At 54.6% G+C, this 17,070-nt stretch carries 15 protein-coding genes; 6 read left to right on the forward strand and 9 right to left on the reverse strand.

The features are described from left to right. The first annotated feature begins 59 nt into the window (after positions 1-59). Positions 60-2,114, forward strand: a complete 2,055-nt coding sequence (gene fusA, locus JMJ16_RS22295) for an elongation factor G (protein WP_201385125.1) — start codon at positions 60-62, stop codon at positions 2,112-2,114. Positions 2,115-2,235: 121 nt separating this feature from the next. Here fusA and JMJ16_RS22300 read toward each other — a convergent pair whose 3' ends face one another. The 3 genes from JMJ16_RS22300 to JMJ16_RS22310 all read right to left on the reverse strand — a co-directional run bounded on the left by JMJ16_RS22300 (position 2,236) and on the right by JMJ16_RS22310 (position 4,754). Then, on the reverse strand, positions 2,236-3,468 hold the full coding sequence (locus JMJ16_RS22300) for an MFS transporter (RefSeq protein ID WP_236601658.1): 1,233 nt from the start codon (positions 3,466-3,468) through the stop codon (positions 2,236-2,238). Between the two features lie 224 nt (positions 3,469-3,692). Beyond that, positions 3,693-4,064, reverse strand: coding sequence for a hypothetical protein (locus JMJ16_RS22305; RefSeq protein WP_201385126.1), 372 nt, complete (start codon positions 4,062-4,064; stop codon positions 3,693-3,695). A gap of 36 nt (positions 4,065-4,100) precedes the next feature. Then, on the reverse strand, positions 4,101-4,754 hold the full coding sequence (locus JMJ16_RS22310) for an LON peptidase substrate-binding domain-containing protein (protein WP_201385128.1): 654 nt from the start codon (positions 4,752-4,754) through the stop codon (positions 4,101-4,103). 386 nt (positions 4,755-5,140) lie between these two features. Between JMJ16_RS22310 and JMJ16_RS22315 the strand changes: the two genes are divergently transcribed. After that, positions 5,141-6,490: an MFS transporter gene (locus tag JMJ16_RS22315; RefSeq protein ID WP_201385130.1), complete on the forward strand. Its 1,350-nt coding sequence runs from the start codon at positions 5,141-5,143 to the stop codon at positions 6,488-6,490. Between the two features lie 78 nt (positions 6,491-6,568). On the opposite strand, the gene JMJ16_RS22320 is transcribed toward JMJ16_RS22315, so the two are convergent. Both JMJ16_RS22320 and JMJ16_RS22325 read right to left on the reverse strand, forming a co-directional pair. After that, entirely contained in the window at positions 6,569-7,042 is a 474-nt protein-coding gene (locus JMJ16_RS22320) for a GatB/YqeY domain-containing protein (protein WP_201385132.1), read from the reverse strand. 254 nt (positions 7,043-7,296) lie between these two features. Then, positions 7,297-8,106: a carbon-nitrogen hydrolase family protein gene (locus JMJ16_RS22325; RefSeq protein WP_201385134.1), complete on the reverse strand. Its 810-nt coding sequence runs from the start codon at positions 8,104-8,106 to the stop codon at positions 7,297-7,299. Positions 8,107-8,339: 233 nt separating this feature from the next. Here JMJ16_RS22325 and JMJ16_RS22330 point away from each other — a divergent pair, with 233 nt between their 5' ends. The 4 genes from JMJ16_RS22330 (at position 8,340) to JMJ16_RS22345 (ending at position 13,010) form a co-directional block, all read left to right on the forward strand. Beyond that, positions 8,340-9,830 carry a thioredoxin-like domain-containing protein gene (locus tag JMJ16_RS22330; RefSeq protein WP_201385136.1) on the forward strand — a complete coding sequence of 497 codons (1,491 nt, stop codon included), beginning with the start codon at positions 8,340-8,342 and terminating at the stop codon, positions 9,828-9,830. Positions 9,831-9,863: 33 nt separating this feature from the next. After that, positions 9,864-10,331, forward strand: coding sequence for an NUDIX hydrolase (locus JMJ16_RS22335; protein ID WP_201385138.1), 468 nt, complete (start codon positions 9,864-9,866; stop codon positions 10,329-10,331). 138 nt (positions 10,332-10,469) lie between these two features. Continuing rightward, on the forward strand, positions 10,470-12,047 hold the full coding sequence (pruA, locus tag JMJ16_RS22340) for an L-glutamate gamma-semialdehyde dehydrogenase (protein WP_201385140.1): 1,578 nt from the start codon (positions 10,470-10,472) through the stop codon (positions 12,045-12,047). A gap of 21 nt (positions 12,048-12,068) precedes the next feature. Next, positions 12,069-13,010 carry an MBL fold metallo-hydrolase gene (locus JMJ16_RS22345; RefSeq protein WP_201385142.1) on the forward strand — a complete coding sequence of 314 codons (942 nt, stop codon included), beginning with the start codon at positions 12,069-12,071 and terminating at the stop codon, positions 13,008-13,010. Positions 13,011-13,131: 121 nt separating this feature from the next. On the opposite strand, the gene JMJ16_RS22350 is transcribed toward JMJ16_RS22345, so the two are convergent. From JMJ16_RS22350 to JMJ16_RS22365, 4 genes are all read right to left on the reverse strand, one after another. Beyond that, positions 13,132-13,797 carry a DUF4388 domain-containing protein gene (locus JMJ16_RS22350; RefSeq protein WP_201385144.1) on the reverse strand — a complete coding sequence of 222 codons (666 nt, stop codon included), beginning with the start codon at positions 13,795-13,797 and terminating at the stop codon, positions 13,132-13,134. A gap of 91 nt (positions 13,798-13,888) precedes the next feature. After that, a complete protein-coding gene (locus JMJ16_RS22355) occupies positions 13,889-14,491 on the reverse strand; it encodes an acyltransferase (RefSeq protein ID WP_201385146.1) in 603 nt (200 codons plus the stop codon). A gap of 165 nt (positions 14,492-14,656) precedes the next feature. Continuing rightward, on the reverse strand, positions 14,657-15,664 hold the full coding sequence (locus JMJ16_RS22360; protein ID WP_201385148.1) for a Gfo/Idh/MocA family protein: 1,008 nt from the start codon (positions 15,662-15,664) through the stop codon (positions 14,657-14,659). A 55-nt stretch (positions 15,665-15,719) separates the two neighbouring features. Continuing rightward, a complete protein-coding gene (locus tag JMJ16_RS22365) occupies positions 15,720-16,847 on the reverse strand; it encodes a DegT/DnrJ/EryC1/StrS aminotransferase family protein (protein WP_201385149.1) in 1,128 nt (375 codons plus the stop codon). Between the last annotated feature and the right edge of the window lie 223 nt (positions 16,848-17,070).

Genomic DNA, 17,070 nt, shown 5'->3' on the forward strand with positions numbered 1-17,070 from the left:
CTCCAGAAGGCCTGGCGAGAGACCCCCTCTTGCGAAAGAAGTCAGGAGGATGACGGCTTATGAAAGTATACGGGGCGGAATACATTCGCAATGTAGCGTTGATCTCCCACGGGGGAGCAGGGAAAACATCCTTGATTGATGCCGCACTATTTGACACTGGAGCCGTAACACGACAAGGGAAGGTGGATGATGGAACCTCGATTGCGGACTACGATCCTGACGAACTCAAGCGTCGGATGTCCCTTCACACCAAAGTGCTTCCCATCGAGTGGCATGAGCATAAGATCAATTTTATTGACACGCCTGGCTACGCTGATTTCATTGGTGAGGTAAAAGCTGGCCTACGCGTGGCGGATGCCGCCCTGGTCGTGGTGACAGCTGAAAAAGGGGTAGAAGTCGGCACTGAACTAACCTGGCACTATGCCAATGAACGCAACCTTCCTCGTATCGTCGTGGTCAACAAGCTCGACCGCGAAAATACCTCCTTTGATATGGCGCTTGAGTCGTTACGCGCCAAATTTGGCACCAAAGTTGTCCCCCTACAGATTCCCATCGGGGAACAGGCCAACTTCAAGGGAGTTGTTGACCTGCTGCATCAGAAGGGCTATACCTTCGAGGGCGGCAATAGTGTGCAAGAAATCTCCATCCCCGATGAGCTACAGGACACCATCAATAGTTACCGTGAACAGCTTATCGAGTCAGCGGTCGAGAGCGATGATGAGCTGATGGAGAAATTTCTGGAGGGGATAGACCTTAACGACGAAGAGATCCTTAAACTAGTCAAAGTGGGTACGGCCTCGGGTCAGCTCATTCCAGTGCTCTGTGCCTCCGCGGCGAAGAACATCGGTATCCAGACAATGCTCAGTGCTATCCTTGACTACCTCCCCAGCGCGGCGGACGCCTTACCAGAAGATGCTCAGAACTTTGAAGGACACACTTCGGCCCTGGTGTTTAAAACGACCGGGCAACAGTCCGGCACTGTCTCAACCTTCCGCGTCTATACAGGAAGCATCAAGGCTGATAGCCACCTCTTCAATATCCAGACAAAGATGGATGAGCGTGTAGGCGCCCTCTCGTTCCCACGTGGCAAAATGTCAGAGAATGCCAGTTCCATTTCCGCAGGCGATTTCGGTACCGTGTCCAAGCTTACCAATACCCATACAGGTGATACATTCACCGATAGCAAAAACATCACCACGCCCCTTGAGCCGATCCGCTTCCCCGAACCCTGCTTCACCCTGACGATCATCCCCAAAAGCCAGAATGACCTGGACAAAATGGGCAACGTCCTGGCACGCATCGTGCAAGAAGACCGCACGCTACGCGTCTCACGTGATCCCGAGACGGCGGAGACGCTGCTCTCTGGCATGGGCGAGGCGCATCTGCAAATCACGGTGGAGAGTATCAAACGCAAATATGGCGTCGACCTGGAGACACGCGATCCACATATCCATTACCGCGAGACCATCCGCAAGAAGGCTAAGGCTAATGGACGCCACAAGCGCCAGAGCGGTGGACACGGCCAGTTTGGCGATGTCTGGCTGGAGATCGAGCCACTGCCCCACGGAGGAGAGCAGGACTTCATCTTTGAGGACCGCATTGTAGGCGGCGTCGTCCCCAACCAGTTCATTCCTGGTGTCGAGAAGGGGGTACGCGAATCGCTCAAGCGCGGCTTCATCTCAGGCAACCCCATGCTCTATGTGCGTGTCGCACTCTACGATGGTAAGTACCACCCAGTCGACTCATCGGCACAATCCTTCGAGGTTGCGGCCTCCCTGGCGATGCAAGAGGCCGTCCCCCTGGCCAGCCCGGTCATTCTGGAGCCTGTTATGCATGTTAACATCCTGATTCCAGAGGCCAATATGGGTGACGTCATGAGTGACATCAACACCAGGCGTGGCCGTGTGCTCGGCATGGAACCAGATGAGCAGGAAGAAGGTATGCAGCGCATCACCGCCACCGTTCCCCAGGCCGAGATGCTACGCTACGCGACCGACCTGCGCTCTATTACCCAGGGTCGTGGCTCCTTCACTATGGAGTTTGCCCAATATGAGGAAGTCCCTCCTCACATTCAGCAGGCACTTATCGAACAACACAAAAAGGTCGTTGGCTAACAATTATTGCAAACACATATCAACAGGAAAGGGATGGTGACGTGTATCTCGGGCGGATGTTCGAGGTACACGTCACCATCCCTTTCCTGTAAGCGCCGCGGGCGCGAAATGACAACAAAAGCTAGCAGCTAGCGGCCTGTGTGCGCCGACTATTGAGCACATACACGGCAAGCGCCAGTAACAGGAGCAGCAGCCCCACGCCACAGACGCCAAACCAGCCGGCGAAGCCCCAGCCATAGGTGCCAAGGAACGAGCCAAGCGAGCCACCAATAAAGTACGACACCATATAGATTGTATTGAGACGGCTACGCGCGGCGGGATTGAGACTATAGACGCGCGCCTGATTTGAGATCTGATTGGTCTGTGCCCCCAGGTCTAGCAAGATGACGCCAATGATCAGGCCCCAGAGATACTGGCCCGTTAGCCAGAAGATGCCAAACGAGGCCAGGAGAATGAGCAATCCGATGCCAATCGTCTTACGCGGATTAACTTTATCGGCAAGGCGGCCAATAAAAGAGGCCGCGAATGCCCCCACAACACCAACCAGGCCAAAGAGGCCTGCCACCTCGCTACCATAGTGAAAAGGTGGCGTTTGCAGGCGGAAGGAGAGCGTGGCCCAGAACGCGCTAAAGGCCGCAAAGCCCAGTGCCCCATAGATGCTGGTCTCGCGCAGCACAGGCTCGCTTTTAACGAGACTCCAGAGCGAGCGCAAGAGCTGTGTATAGCTCATATCTGATTGAGGGCGATCAGGGGGCAACAGGAAGCGCAGGACCAGGGCCAGGAGAACCATCAATCCCGCGGCGATCCAGTACACTGCACGCCATCCCAGGTGCGCGCTTAATACACCACTCGCCGTGCGCGCCAGCAAGACGCCAATCAGCAAGCCACTCATCACGGTTCCCACCACGCGCCCACGCTCCTGGGAATGCGCCAGGCTTGCCGCTAGCGGCACAATCAACTGTGGGACCACTGTAGTGACGCCTACAGCGAAGCTCGCGATTGAGAGGAGCACCAGGGTAGGTGCCAGGGCCATCGCGATCAAAGCGACCGTCACAGCGACCAGCATCGTCACGATCAGCGCCCGACGATTATAGCGATCTCCCAATGGAATAATCAGCAGGAGACCCACGGCATAGCCAAGCTGGGAGAGGGTTGCCAGAACACCTACCTGATTTACAGAGACGGCAAATTCACGTCCAATATCGGCCAGAACAGGCTGCACATAATAGAGATTGGCGACCGAGAGGCCACAGGCCACCGCCAGCAACAAGACCAGGCGCTGGCTAAGCTGGGGAGCATTTACTTTATGTATCTCTTCTTCCGTTGATGCTAGAAGTATATTACTCTTACCCAATGCACATACATCCCTTCTGCATATAGAAATATAGCGCTTTTATTCATCTGCTTACTTATTAGCAACTACTCTAGCACAACAGAATTACGGCTCTGATCTATTCCCCAAAAAATGATCAGGGCAGGAGTGTCCTGCTCTGATTCGGTACTATGCATATCGGGATATTACTACTAGTATCGGCAGCCTGGAGCGCTAACCACAGCCAACGCTCGCTTTAGGACTCCTTAGGACTCTTTTGACGTGTTTTTAGCCGCGCCTCGCTCACCTTTAGCGGCTGGTTTGCGTCCTTGCGCCTGCTTCCCACGAGGTTGCTGCTTTGCCCGTCCCTTGGATGAGCCACCTTTGGCGCCGGCTTTCCCCAGCAGGGCCTCAGCCGCGCTCTCGTGCCCATGGCTGACCAGCCACTCACGCGCCTCTTCATGCAGGTCGCTCAGTTTCTCGCTGCCGCCGATCATAAGCCACATGGCATATTCAGGATCAGCGGGCGTGCTTTCATACCACTGGCCATTCTCAATCATAAATGTCTGCACCTGTTCCTTATCACGGGTGCGAAGCAGGTTATCAAGCTGCTGCCGAAAACCGGGCAACTCTCTCATCTCGTCCCATCCTCACTTCTAAAAATTAGTGTGTGCTTAGTTTAGCATACTCCGGTCCTCAGGCAAATTCTTTGAGAGGATTTGCCGCATAAAGGGTACTTCTCGTCGCAGAATATTGATCTCGTCGCGCAGGCGTTCCTGCGTCGAAGTACCTTCAAGGAGGCGCTGTTTCGTTTCGTTCTGCACCTCGAGGAAATAGGCGATGAAATACGAGAGATCTTCCGGATCTTCGGGGAGATCGGCGTAGCTACTATCCTCGTTCGCCGCCTCTAATAACATCTCCAGGTAGTTACGAAACAAGCCACACGCCTGAGCCATGGGGAGGGTTAAGATCTGGGCTGGCTCGGGATCATCCATAAATGGTTCGACAGTCGCTGACAAATAGGGTCTATCTCGATGCTGGCTGACGATGCGAAAACGACGTGTCCCTATTGCCATCAATGTAAAGCGACCATCTTCCATACGCTCGACGTTGCGCATCTGCACCATTGTACCGACGCTGTAGGGAACCTCGTGTAGGTAGACGCTCTCAGGCTTTGTCAGCACAATCCCAAATGGCTTCTGTGTCCGCTGGCAATCCTGGATCATCTGCCGGTAGCGCGGCTCGAAGATGTGGAGCGGCATGACTGTCCCCGGGAAAAGGACCACATCTAGTGGGAACAAAGGTAATTCTATCGCGGTAATCGACATGAGTCCATCGCACCTCCTAGCGTTTCATAACACATACAGTCTCTGAAACTAGATGCCTCTTCGCGCCAAAACGGAGCATACATTTGCACATCCACACAGAACTATTTATTCTGACCATAGTATAACATCATGCCTAATGCCAGAAATAAAATAGCTGGTACAAATATGACGACTGGTTCATAAAACCACTTCTATTTGCTTGACAAGCAAATAGTAAATCATTATGCTTTTAATAATATCTTTTCACTTTTCGCTTCCAATTCCCAACGGTGGGAATACAACTGCCAGGCGCCATCTGAGCCTTTGGGCTACAGATAGAAGGTATCCTTTCTACACACAGTTGTCGTAGTTAGTGTTCATCATGATGATGAGCATAAGGAGGCACCATGGCTAATGTAGCAACAGGAGAAGTCTCGGTTCGCCGGATGCTGCCCGTAATTACCGCGAGCACGCTGGGAACCGCCATTGAATGGTATGATTTCTTCTTGTACAACTTCTTTGCCGCCACTATTTTCGCCCCGCTCTTCTTTCCCAATCTCGATCCTGTCACCGGCATCTTAGCATCTTTTACCACTTACTACATCGGTTTCCTGGCTCGCCCTATTGGGGGCGCGTTCTTCGGCTGGTTCGGCGACCGCGTTGGACGCAAGTCGACACTCATCGTAACACTCATTCTGATGGGGGTCGCGACTGTGCTGATTGGCGCTATCCCAACCTACAAGAGCATCGGTTTTGTCGCACCCCTATTGATTACGATTCTGCGCTTCCTGCAAGGGGCGGGAGTCGGAGGCGAATGGGGTGGCTCGGTACTGCTCTCGCTGGAGTATGGTGATAACCGCCGTCGTGGCTTCTGGGCCAGCTGGCCTCAGACAGGCGTTCCGGTGGGCCTGGCCCTGGCCGCCATCGCACTCCTGATCTGTAAAGCGCTTTTCCCTGGCGAGGCTTTTCTTCAGATTGGCTGGCGTATTCCCTTCTTCCTGAGCGCGCTTCTGATCCTGGTTGGCTTCTTTATCCGTATGCGCATCCTCGAAACTCCTGAGTTTACACGCATTAAACAGGAGCAGCGGGTGGCCAAGGCTCCCCTGGGCGAGGTTATCCGCCACTACTGGAAGGAGATCATTCTCTCGGCGCTTCTGCGCTCAGGCGAGCAGGCTCCCTTCTACCTGTTTACAACCTTTGTCCTGTCATATGGAGCCACTACGCTCAAGATACCTGTGAATACGCTCTACACGGGAATTATTCTCGCTGCGCTGATCGCCTTTGGGACAATGCCATTTGCGAGCTATCTCTCCGATATTGTGGGGCGTAAACGCTGGTTTATGCTCGCCTCTCTTGGCATGGCAATCTATGCCTATCCCTTCTTCCTCTTGCTTCAAACAAAAAACAGTGTGCTTGTCGTACTGGCGCTCATAGGAGCCATTAGCATCTTTCACGCCAGTCTCTATGGTCCTGAGGCAGCGTTTATCTCCGAGCACTTCAGCACCCGCCTGCGCTATAGCGGGGCATCGCTCGGCTATCAGCTTGCCTCGCTCACGGCGGGCGGCCCGGCCCCAATTATCGCGGTGCTCTTGCTTGCGGCATATAAATCATATATTCCGCTCGTGCTCTACATCATTTTGATGGCGTTGATCTCCCTGCTGGCCGCGTGGGGTTTGCGCGAATATGCCAATCGGGATGCGGCAGCCGATAAGGATATCCAGGTTGCAGAGGCAGCCATAGCTTCAGAAGCTCCGTAGCGAGCAACCAAGGACAAGCACAAGGCCCCTGGCATTGAGATGCCAGGGGCCTTGTGCTTATTATTTTTGAGAGAGGCTTTACTGTGTCAATTCTTTGACAATGCCTTGAATACGTGCGCCGTCGGCTCGCCCTTTGAGCTGTTTGGCCGCCTGAGGCATGACTTTACGGAACTCTTTGCCGTTTTCCGCGACCAGGGCGCTTACGACCTCGCGGATCTCCTCATCGCTCATCTGTGAGGACTTGAGGTAGGTCTGTAGGATATCCAGTTCCGCTTGTTCTTTCTCGGCGAGTTCCAGGCGACCGCCCTGCTTATAGAGGGGGATAGCCTGGTTGCGCTTCTTGACTTCCTGTTCGAGCACACGCAAGCAATCCGCCTCGGTGAGAGGCTGACCATATTCGGGATTTTTGCGGTCGGTACGCGCGACTTCAAGGTTATGGATTGCGTTCAAGGCCATACGCAGCGTATCCAGCTTCACCTGGTCGCGTGCGCGCTGCGCATCCTGGGCATCCTTACGTAACTGCTGCTCAATCGGAAATTCCTGCCGAGCCATAACAACATTTTCTCCTTGTACAAAAACAGTCTAGTGATGCACAATAGTATACTACGCCTGCGCGAAAAAAGCACCTTTCGCGCCTGCGGCGCTCAAAGGGTTTATGAGTATGGATGGTGGTTTCGGGCTGGCGCCCGAAACCACCATCCATACTTGACCCAAGTTATGAGGGGCAATGCTATCACTTTGTCCTGACAGAGTTACACTTGACCCAAGTTATTGGGAGCGATTGCTATCTCTTCGTCTTGACAGGATTACACCGGGCCGATGCTTGTGCGTACCAGTTCGCCTTTGTAGTACATGCTGACAACGTCGCGGCGGCACTGGCTGAGGTACCAGTTGCCTGTCTGCGCCAGGTCGAGGGTAGCACGTAGGAGACGGGTCTCCTCGCCCGTAACCTCGGCCAGGACCTCGCCATCGGGAGCAATGATCATGCTAGGGCAGTGTTGCACAAAGTGAGCGGTGTTGGCAGCCAGCACAAAGCGCTGGTTCTCCGCCGCGCGACTGACCAGGTGGCTGCGCCAGACATCCGGCTTGACCTCGGGATTAGCGGCGTTGGTAATGTAGACAAAGAGTTCGGCGCCACGCTGGGCCAGGCATTGCCACTGTTCGGGGAAGCGGATCTCACGACAGAGCTGCATGCCTACGTTGACGCTCCCCTCGGCAAAATGGAGGGGAAAGATAGGAAGGTCGGCACCCGCGACAAAGTGCCCACGTTCGCCCGTTGCCAGGTTCACCTTGCGATAGAGCGCTCGCTCACCACGAGGCGAAAAATAGAGTCCTGTGTTATACCACTCGCCCTCTTCCTCCAGGCAGGAGCCTGCGATCAGGTGAACCTGCTTGCGCTTCACAACCTCCGCGATGCGCTCTATCGCATCCGCCAGAAGCCTGCGATCAATTAGCGCAAGAAAGCGGCTATCCTCATTATATCCAGAGATAGCTCCCTCGGGGAGCACCAGCAAATCGTCGGGCTCGACCTGTTCGAGCATGGAGAGGATATACTGTACATTCTCTGTAATAGCAAAACTGATGGGGAATTGTCCAACGGCAACCGAGATCTTCAAACCAACCTCCTCTATGAGCAAATATACAGCGGGCGGGTCTCTTCTCAGCGACAGGCAAAAGAGTTCGTCGCACTTCGCCTGCATCTTCAACTTCTACGTTCACAGGCATCTATCTCTATCCTACCATATTCTGCATAAACACCCAGGGAACGTTTCAGTGGCTGGCTTTGTTCTCACATATGCTACAATTTTGGCACCTGAAACTCACCCTCAAGATAAGAAAGAGGTAGACTATGGCGCAACGCTTTCGCGGTGAGGTGCGCGCACCCGATTTTCCCACCAACCTGGCCTGGATCAATAGCGATCACCCTCTCAGCCTGAAGGAGCTGCGCGGGCGGATCGTGATCCTACATTTCTGGACCTTCTGTTGCATCAATTGTATGCACGCACTCGCCCAGCTGCGTGAGCTTGAAGAGAGCTTCCCTGAGACGTTGAGCGTTATCAGTATTCATTCACCCAAGTTCCCTGGCGAGCATTTTACCGGCAGCGTACACAACGCTGTCCTACGTTACGGCGTCGAGCATCCAGTGGTAAATGATCACGCGATGTACCTCTGGCAGCAATACGCGGTCCGCGCCTGGCCCACCCTCGTCTTTCTTGACCCGGAGGGGCGCGTCATTGGCAAACATGAGGGCGAGATCTCGCCCACACAGGGCAAGGACCTGCTACACCAGATGCTCGAGGAGTTTGAAGCTCGGGGGCTGCTTGACCACCGCCAACTGCGCTTTAGCGCAGCGACAGCGCCCTCATCGTTCCTGGCCTTCCCTGGCAAACTTGCGGTAGATGCACAGGCCAACCGCCTCATTATCAGTGATTCGGCGCATCATCGCCTGGTCGAGACCGATCTCCAGGGCCGAGTACGCACCATTATCGGGTCAGGAGTCCAGGGTCAGGCCGATGGCTCGTTTGCGAAAGCACAATTTAACCATCCCCAGGGCGTAGCCCTCGTCAACGACCTGCTCTATGTGGCGGATACTGATAACCACCTCATCCGGCGCGTTGATCTACTCACAAAGCAAGTGGAGACACTGGCGGGAACTGGCGAGCAAAATGGCATGGTGCGAACCCAGCTCCAGGGTCCGGCGCGAAGCATTGCGCTTAGCTCGCCCTGGGACCTCGTGGCCTTTGAGGAGAAGCTGTATATCGCCATGGCAGGGATGCACCGCATCTTTGTGCTCAACCTGGCTACTGGTGAGATTGAACCCTTCGCTGGCGCTGGCCCGGAGGCACTACGTGATGGGCCACATGACGAGGCCCTCTTCGCGCAGCCGACTGGCATCACCCTGGATGTGGCTAGCCAGGTGCTTTACAGCGCCGATAGCGAAGCCAGCGCCATCCGCGCCATCGAGCTGACAGGTGAGCAACAGGTGCATACGCTGGTAGGCACGGGACTCTTTGACTTTGGCGATGTGGATGGCATCGGCGAAGAGGCTCAGTTACAACATGTACAGGGCATCTGCGCAGCCAATGGCCTGCTCTACCTGGCCGATACCTATAATAATCGCATCAAGGTCCTTGATCCCCAAACACGCGAGGTTCGTACCCTTGCTGGAACTGGCGAGGCAGGCATACACCATGGGCCAGCCGAGCAGGCACAATTTAATGAACCCGGCGGCCTGGCAATCACTGGCAACACTCTATATATCGCCGACACCAATAATCATGTCATTCGTCTGCTAGACATGACTACACGAAACGTCACCACCCTGGACATTCAACCTTAGATGAAATATAACGAAATATAAGGAGAACGCACTATGGCCTCTTATCTCTTTGGAGAACGCATTGGCCGTGAGGGGCAACTGGCACTCACGACCTCGGTCGTCATTTTTGATGCTATCCACGAGAAAATACTGCTGACCCAGCGGAGCGATAACGGGCGCTGGTGCCTGCCCGGTGGGCATATGGAGGCAGGCGAGAGCGTCAGCGAAGCCTGTATCCGCGAGACCTGGGAAGAGACTGGCCTGCGTATCAGCCTCAACAGGCTCATTGGTATCTACTCCAATCCGCATGTGCTCCTGACCTATCCTGATAGTAACCGCTATCACATGGTTAACATCTGTTTTGAGGGCGAGATAGTGGCTGGCGAGCCTGGTTTAAGCGATGAGACTACCGAAATTGGCTACTTCACACCAAAAGAAATAGCCCGGATGGACATCGTGGAGCCTCACCACGAGCGCATTCGCGACGCGCTCGCCCAGGATAACGCCCCCATTATTCACTAATACTGTGCGTTGCCTGCTTGCTGTACGTTAGAAATGATACACAGAAGCGTTCCTCTACCATCACCCCGCCTCTATGAGATAGAATAAGGAGGCAATCAATCACATGACACGATGAAGTGTTGAAGGAGTTTATACATCATGGCCAAAGTTTTAGAAGATATCAAAGGGCGTCTCCAAACGCCTTTCACAAATGCACCTTTCACTGATTTCAGTAAAGAAGAGAATAAACGTGCCCAGGAAGAGGCAATCGCCCAGGTGAGAAGCGAGCTGGGTCAGACCTATCCGCTCATCATCGGTGGCAAAAAGATTATCGGTGAGAAGACCTTCGCCTCGGTCAATCCCTCGCAGCCCGACCAGGTAATAGGTCACTTTACCAGCGCGACAGTCGAGCAGGCAAACGAGGCGGTCAAAGTCGCGGCCGAGACCTTCGAAAGCTGGAAACATGTTCCAGCTGAAGAGCGCGCCAGCTATCTCTTCGCCGCCGCTGATCTCATGCGCCAGCGTCGTTTCTACTTTAACGCCTGGATGATCTTTGAGGTTGGTAAGAGCTGGGTCGAGGCCGATGGTGACACCGCCGAGGCCATTGACTTCCTCGAGTACTACGCGCGCGAGATGCTACGCCTGGCTGGCGACCAGCCTGTCACCCCCCTGCCTGGCGAAGAGAACAAACTCGTCTATATTCCGCTGGGTGTGGGCGCGGTCATTCCGCCCTGGAACTTCCCTAACGCCATCATGGTTGGCATGACAAGCGCCTCGTTTGTCGCTGGCAATACAGTTGTGCTCAAACCTGCCAGCACTTCGCCCGCCATTGCCTATCAGTTTATGCGCCTCCTCGAAGAGGTGGGTCTCCCCGCTGGCGTGGTCAACTTCCTGACTGGCTCTGGTTCAGTCGTAGGTGATACCCTCGTCGATAACCCCAGCGTGCGCTACATCTCCTTCACTGGCTCGCGTGACGTCGGCTTGCGCATCTATGAGCGCGCGTCGAAAACGCCCAAGGGGCAGCGCTGGCTGAAGCGTACCATCCTGGAGATGGGTGGCAAAGATGGAATCGTCGTCGACGAGACCGCCGACCTGGATGCCGCCGCCACCGCTATCGTTGCCTCCGCCTTTGGCTTCCAGGGGCAGAAGTGTTCGGCTGGTTCCCGCGCCATCGTCGTCGAGCAAGTCTACGACAAGGTATTGGAGAAAGTGGTCGAGAAGACCAAAACCCTTACCATGGGCGATGTGACTCAACCAACCACCTACATGGGTCCCGTGGTTGACGAGAATGCCATGAAGAAAATCCTCGAGTACATCGAGCTCGGCAAGCAAGAGGGACGCCTCGTCACTGGCGGTAAGCACCAGGGGCCGGGCTACTTTATCGAGCCAACCATCTTCGCGGACGTCGCCCCCGAGGCGCGTATCTCGCTGGAGGAGATCTTTGGCCCGGTTCTAGCCTTTATCAAAGCGAAAGACTTTGATGAGGCCCTCGACATCGCTAATAATACCGAGTACGGCCTGACCGGCTCGCTCTTCTCTAACGACGAGCAGCGTCTTGAGCGCGCCAGCGAAGAGTTCCATGTTGGCAACCTGTACTTCAACCGCAAATGCACAGGCGCCATGGTTGGTGGTCATCCCTTCGGTGGCTTCAATATGTCGGGTACGGACTCCAAGGCAGGAGGCCCGGATTACCTGTTGCTCTTCACACAGGCGAAATCCATCTCGAAGAAAAAGTAAGGAAGCGAGGAGTTTACGCTCTTGACAGAGGTAACACAACTCACCCCTGGAATCTGGCAGATTTCTCTGCCGTTCCAGGGGGAGACAGACATTATCGGCTCCTACCTCCTGGCGGGTAGCGATGAGATCGCGCTGATTGATCCAGGACCGGGAAGCACCAGCGAGGCCCTACTGGATGGGATACGCCAGGCGGGATTTGATCCTGCGCGCGTCACCCACATCCTGGCCACGCACATTCACCTGGATCATACTGGAGGAGTCGGAAAGCTTCTCGCCTCTATGCCCCAGGCACGCGTGTTCGTTCATAGTAAGGGCGCGCAACATCTCATTGATCCTGGGAAACTCATCTCCAGCTCAGAGCGCATCTATGGCGAACGCATGCAGGAGTTATGGGGCGAGATTCTCCCTGTGCCCCAGGAGAAGGTCCAGGTCATTGAGGGCGGAGATATCCTCAATATCGCGGGTCGGCGCCTGGAGGTTCACTATACTCCCGGCCATGCCATCCATCACGTCATCTTCTTTGATGTGCATAGTGGAGATCTCTTCGCGGGCGACGTCGCGGGCGTGCGCCTGCCTGGCATCTCTTATGGGCGACCTCCCACCCCACCTCCAGACCTGGATATCGAGGCCTGGTCGAGCAGCATCGATACGCTCAAAAAGCTGCGCCCCGATGTCATTTACCTGGCGCACTTTGGTCCCGTTCGCAACCTGGCTCCGCATCTTGAAAGCATACGCGCGAAGCTCTTTAACTGGGGTGATCTCGTGCTACGCGCCATGCGCGAGAACAAGAGCGAGGCGGAGATTATTGAACTCTTCATCGCAGAAACACGCCCTGAATTACAGCGCATTTCGAATGATCCGCGTACACTCGAGCGCTACGAGATCGCATCGAACTACCCTATGACAGTGCAGGGGTATATGCGCTATTGGCGTAAGCACCACCCCGAGCGGCTCGAAGCATAAAGCAACAGCTTCTCAGCGGGTAGACATCTACCTGCCAGAAGAGAAAATGTCGGCGTGAGGACAGACAGGTGCCCGACTCTCACGCCGACATTTTCTCTTCTAGGGGCACACACTATTATTGTTAGCCAATCGGCTGGCGTGAGCCCACATGCATGATACGCGTCAAGAATCGCGTGACATCCTGAGTCAAACGCCCGGCCTGCTGGAGCGCCTGATTGACCGGAGAAAGCCAGCCTGAGCTGGTCTCAGGCACAGCTGGGAAGCGAGGCGTCTCAGGCACAACACATATTGCCATTTTGGCAGAGACCCAGAGAGCCAACTGGGCATCTTTACTGGTGCTAACAGAGGCCCCCTCAGTGAGGGGTCTGGCTGGCAAGTGGGCCGCCATATATCCCGCCAACCCATCGAGGGAGGCATGTGAGGCGCCATACACGACACCCTTATCCTCCACCAGTTCTAGCCAGCGTTGGAAGAACTCCGCCTGATGCCACGTCACGTCTCGAAAAGGGGCCTGTATCTGCGCATCGAAGCGTACCTTCGCCCTTTGCCACTGGAGTAAGTCCTGGAGTAATGCCTCAAGGTTACGCTTATCACCCATAATGTGCACCAGGCGTCCCTCTTGAAAATAGAAATGAATCAGGCCCCGGCGCTCATCGCTGCGTATGGAGAGCCGCCCGGAGCGCTCCTGATCGCGCACATCGAGCAAAGCATCGACGGCATCAAGAAAATAACGCTGTGTAGCATCGCAACAGAGCGAAGTCTGTGTCGAGGATAATTGAGTTATCAACCCTTTCCACCCCCACAAAAAAAGATTTTTCGAAGAACCAAGTTAATTATACATGCCATTATCCATATTTGCAACTTTTTGCACATTATTACTATTCAAAATGCAAATTTACCCATCCACAAACCTCACACATACCAATCAATACATTTGCATCTTTTGTAACTGAAGATAAACGGCGTGCGCAACGACAGATATAACCGCGAAAGCGCGCAGGATTGCCCAGTACCAGGGTATAGGGCGCGACATCTTTTGTGACCACTGAGCCTGCCCCCACAAGCGCGAAGGTGCCGACAGTCACGCCACAGACTACGACCGCGTTTGCCCCTATCGATGCTCCATACTTGACAAGTGTCGGCGTAATCTCCCAGTCTTCGCTCCCTTTAAGCTGACCATCAGGTGTAATGGCCCTGGGATAGAGATCATTGGTAAAACAGACGTGCGGACCAATAAAGACGCCATCCTCTACTGTGACACCCTCAAAGAGCGAGACATGATTCTGTATCTTGACCCGCGCCCCAATATGAACGTGGGATTCGACATAGACTCCTTTGCCAATATTGCACATTGCGCCAATAGTGGCGGAGGCTCGCACATGAGCATGGCGCCAGATGCGCGTTCCGGCACCAATCTGCGCCCCCTCTTCGACCTCTGCTAGAGGATGAATATAGCTTGTTGCTGCGCTGTGCTCTTGCATATCTTTGGCTCCTTCTGATCTCATTCTCAGCATCTGCGGTACTTCGCAAAGGAGTAAGGGTATGTCATCGAGGGCAGGGAAAGCCTGCCCTCGATGACATACCCTTACCCTGTTTCAAAAGTTTGCTTGGTGTCTTGTTAGACAAACTCTTGTACGAGGAAGATACTATGCGGGTATAGTATCGGAAACCAGGGTGTGCAGTTGCTGATTTAAGGCATCCTGGGCCGCGGCCAGGACGCGTACGACGGAGAGGCCGACCTCGCCACTGGCGCGTGGAGGCGTACCAGTGAGAATGGCACGAATAAAATCTTCACACTCCAGGCGTAGTGGCTCGATCCAATCGATATGCGGAATAGTAATCGCACCATGGCGATAGGACACCACAGGGTCGGCATTGACATCCGCGCCCTTGTTATAAATCTTGATCATCTCAGCGGGATTGGTATCGTCGTACACGACCATCCTGGCATCACCGATGACAGTTACTCGCCGCAGCTTGCAGGGGTGCAGCCAGCTCACATGGATATGCGCCGTCATCCCATCTGGGAAGCCAAGATCCAGGTGCGCGACGTCATGAATAGGTGGCAATAGGTGCGCGTTCGCCTGCACCTGGACCTGTTCAGGCAATTGACCAAACAGGTAGAGCAGGATTGAGACATCATGGGGGGCCAGGTCCCAGATGACATTAATATCGCGACGAAATAGGCCTAAATTGACACGTTCAGCCTCAACACAATAGATCTTCCCCAATTCACCGCTCTGTACGAGTTTGCGCAGCTCGTTGACCGCAGGGCTATACTCAAAGGTATGCCCAACCATCAAGACCCGGTCTACCTGGCGTGCTAGCGCGACCAGTTCTTCCGCTTCCGCGACGCTGGCCGTCAAGGGCTTTTCAACCAGGACGTGCTTGCCATGGAGCAGGGCCTGTTTGGCGAGTGCGTAGTGGGTCCGGACAGGTGTCGCGATGACGACAGCATCAACATCTGAACAGAGCAATTCCTCCACCTGGGATGTCACCTGGAGGCCTGGTTGTTGGCCCGCAAGCAGCGCTACCCGATGCTTATCCATATCGGCGACCGCAGTTACTGTGGCATGGGCGATACTATCCAGGTTACGGGCAATCTTTGGCCCCCAGTACCCCCAGCCAATGATGCCAAAACGTAAATCAGCCATACGTCGCTTCTTTCTTTTTTACCCGTGCATTATAAAGGATATAAATGACTAACGTTTATTTTTGCGTTACACCGATCAAGAGCGCCTGCTTCACCGTCTCCACGACCAGATGCAGCTGTTCTTCAGTTAATTCGGGATACATAGGGAGTGAGACAATACGCTCGGCGGCCTGCTCAGTCACAGGCAGCATGCCACGTGTATATCCATAGTCTGCGCAGGCGGGCTGCAAATGAATGGGCACTGGGTAGTGCACATTGGTTCCAATTCCGGCCTCTTCTAATGCCTTGCGGAAGGTATCACGCTGCTCCACCTGGATCACATAGTAGCAATAGACATGCGTGCCCCATGAGCAAACCTCGGGTACCTGCGGCACCACCTCGCGCAACCGCTGGGTGTAGAACTGCGCATGGGCCTGGCGCGCCTGGTTCCACTGCTCAAGGTAGGGCATCTTTAAGAGCAGGACTGCCGCTTGCAATTCATCCAGGCGATAATTGCCCCCGATCACCTCGTGATGATAGCGTACACGCGAGCCATGGTCGCGCAGCATACATAATTTCTCCGCCAGGACGGGATCGCTAGTCGTACAGATGCCAGCCTCGCCAAAGGCTCCCAGGTTCTTACTGTAGTACAGGCTAAAGCAGCCAATATCACCAAAGCTACCGACCCGCTGGCCCTGGTAGGTCGCCCCGTGTGCCTGTGAGGCATCTTCAATAACGCGTAGCCCACGCACTCGCGCAAACTCAAGGATAGGCCCCATCTCAGCCGCATGCCCATAGAGATGTACAGGCAGAATGGCGCGTGTGCGTTCTGTGCACACAGCCTCTAGTTGGCGCCAATCCATCAGGTAGGTCTGGGGATCCACATCGACAAACACCGGCCTGGCCCCCACGAGGGCAATGGCCTCCACTGTGGCAATAAAGGTGTTGGAGACAGTGATGACCTCGTCTCCTGCTCCAATATCGCAGGCACGCAGGGCCAGCACCAGCGCCTCCGTTCCCGAGGACACGCCTATGCCATAGCGACAGGCACAATACTCAGCGAACTGCTGCTCAAAGGCACGAGTCTTCGGCCCCAGGAACAAGTGCATACTCTCCAACACTTCAGCAAAGGCCGCCATAATTTCAGGCTTCAAGCTCTGATACTGGACACGTAGATCAACAAGAGGAACTTGTAAAGGTACCACTCCCTCAGCACTCCTTCTCTAAAAAATGAAGCTCAGCCTCGCAGCGAGCAGAAAGACTACTTTGCTAGTCAGGATAGTACCATGCGAGAGTGATCGGCCGATACTTGTTGTGGTAGAGGTTAGGTGCAACTTTGTCAACGGAGTAGAGAATGTGTGGCTAGCCAAAAGGTTCTGAAGAGCTTCCAATCTATCATGTCACAGCGCTTCATTTTACCTCAATTTC

It is taken from the genome of Ktedonobacter sp. SOSP1-52 (assembly GCF_016587395.1).

Coding starts and splice junctions, on each gene's coding strand:
- JMJ16_RS22330 (WP_201385136.1), top strand. CDS start 8,340: ATGGCGCAACGCTTTCGCGGTGAGGTGCGCGCACCCGATTTTCCCACC.
- fusA (WP_201385125.1), top strand. CDS start 60: ATGAAAGTATACGGGGCGGAATACATTCGCAATGTAGCGTTGATCTCC.
- JMJ16_RS22355 (WP_201385146.1), bottom strand. CDS start 14,491: ATGCAAGAGCACAGCGCAGCAACAAGCTATATTCATCCTCTAGCAGAG.
- JMJ16_RS22310 (WP_201385128.1), bottom strand. CDS start 4,754: ATGTCGATTACCGCGATAGAATTACCTTTGTTCCCACTAGATGTGGTC.
- JMJ16_RS22335 (WP_201385138.1), top strand. CDS start 9,864: ATGGCCTCTTATCTCTTTGGAGAACGCATTGGCCGTGAGGGGCAACTG.
- pruA (WP_201385140.1), top strand. CDS start 10,470: ATGGCCAAAGTTTTAGAAGATATCAAAGGGCGTCTCCAAACGCCTTTC.
- JMJ16_RS22305 (WP_201385126.1), bottom strand. CDS start 4,064: ATGAGAGAGTTGCCCGGTTTTCGGCAGCAGCTTGATAACCTGCTTCGC.
- JMJ16_RS22360 (WP_201385148.1), bottom strand. CDS start 15,664: ATGGCTGATTTACGTTTTGGCATCATTGGCTGGGGGTACTGGGGGCCA.
- JMJ16_RS22315 (WP_201385130.1), top strand. CDS start 5,141: ATGGCTAATGTAGCAACAGGAGAAGTCTCGGTTCGCCGGATGCTGCCC.
- JMJ16_RS22320 (WP_201385132.1), bottom strand. CDS start 7,042: ATGGCTCGGCAGGAATTTCCGATTGAGCAGCAGTTACGTAAGGATGCC.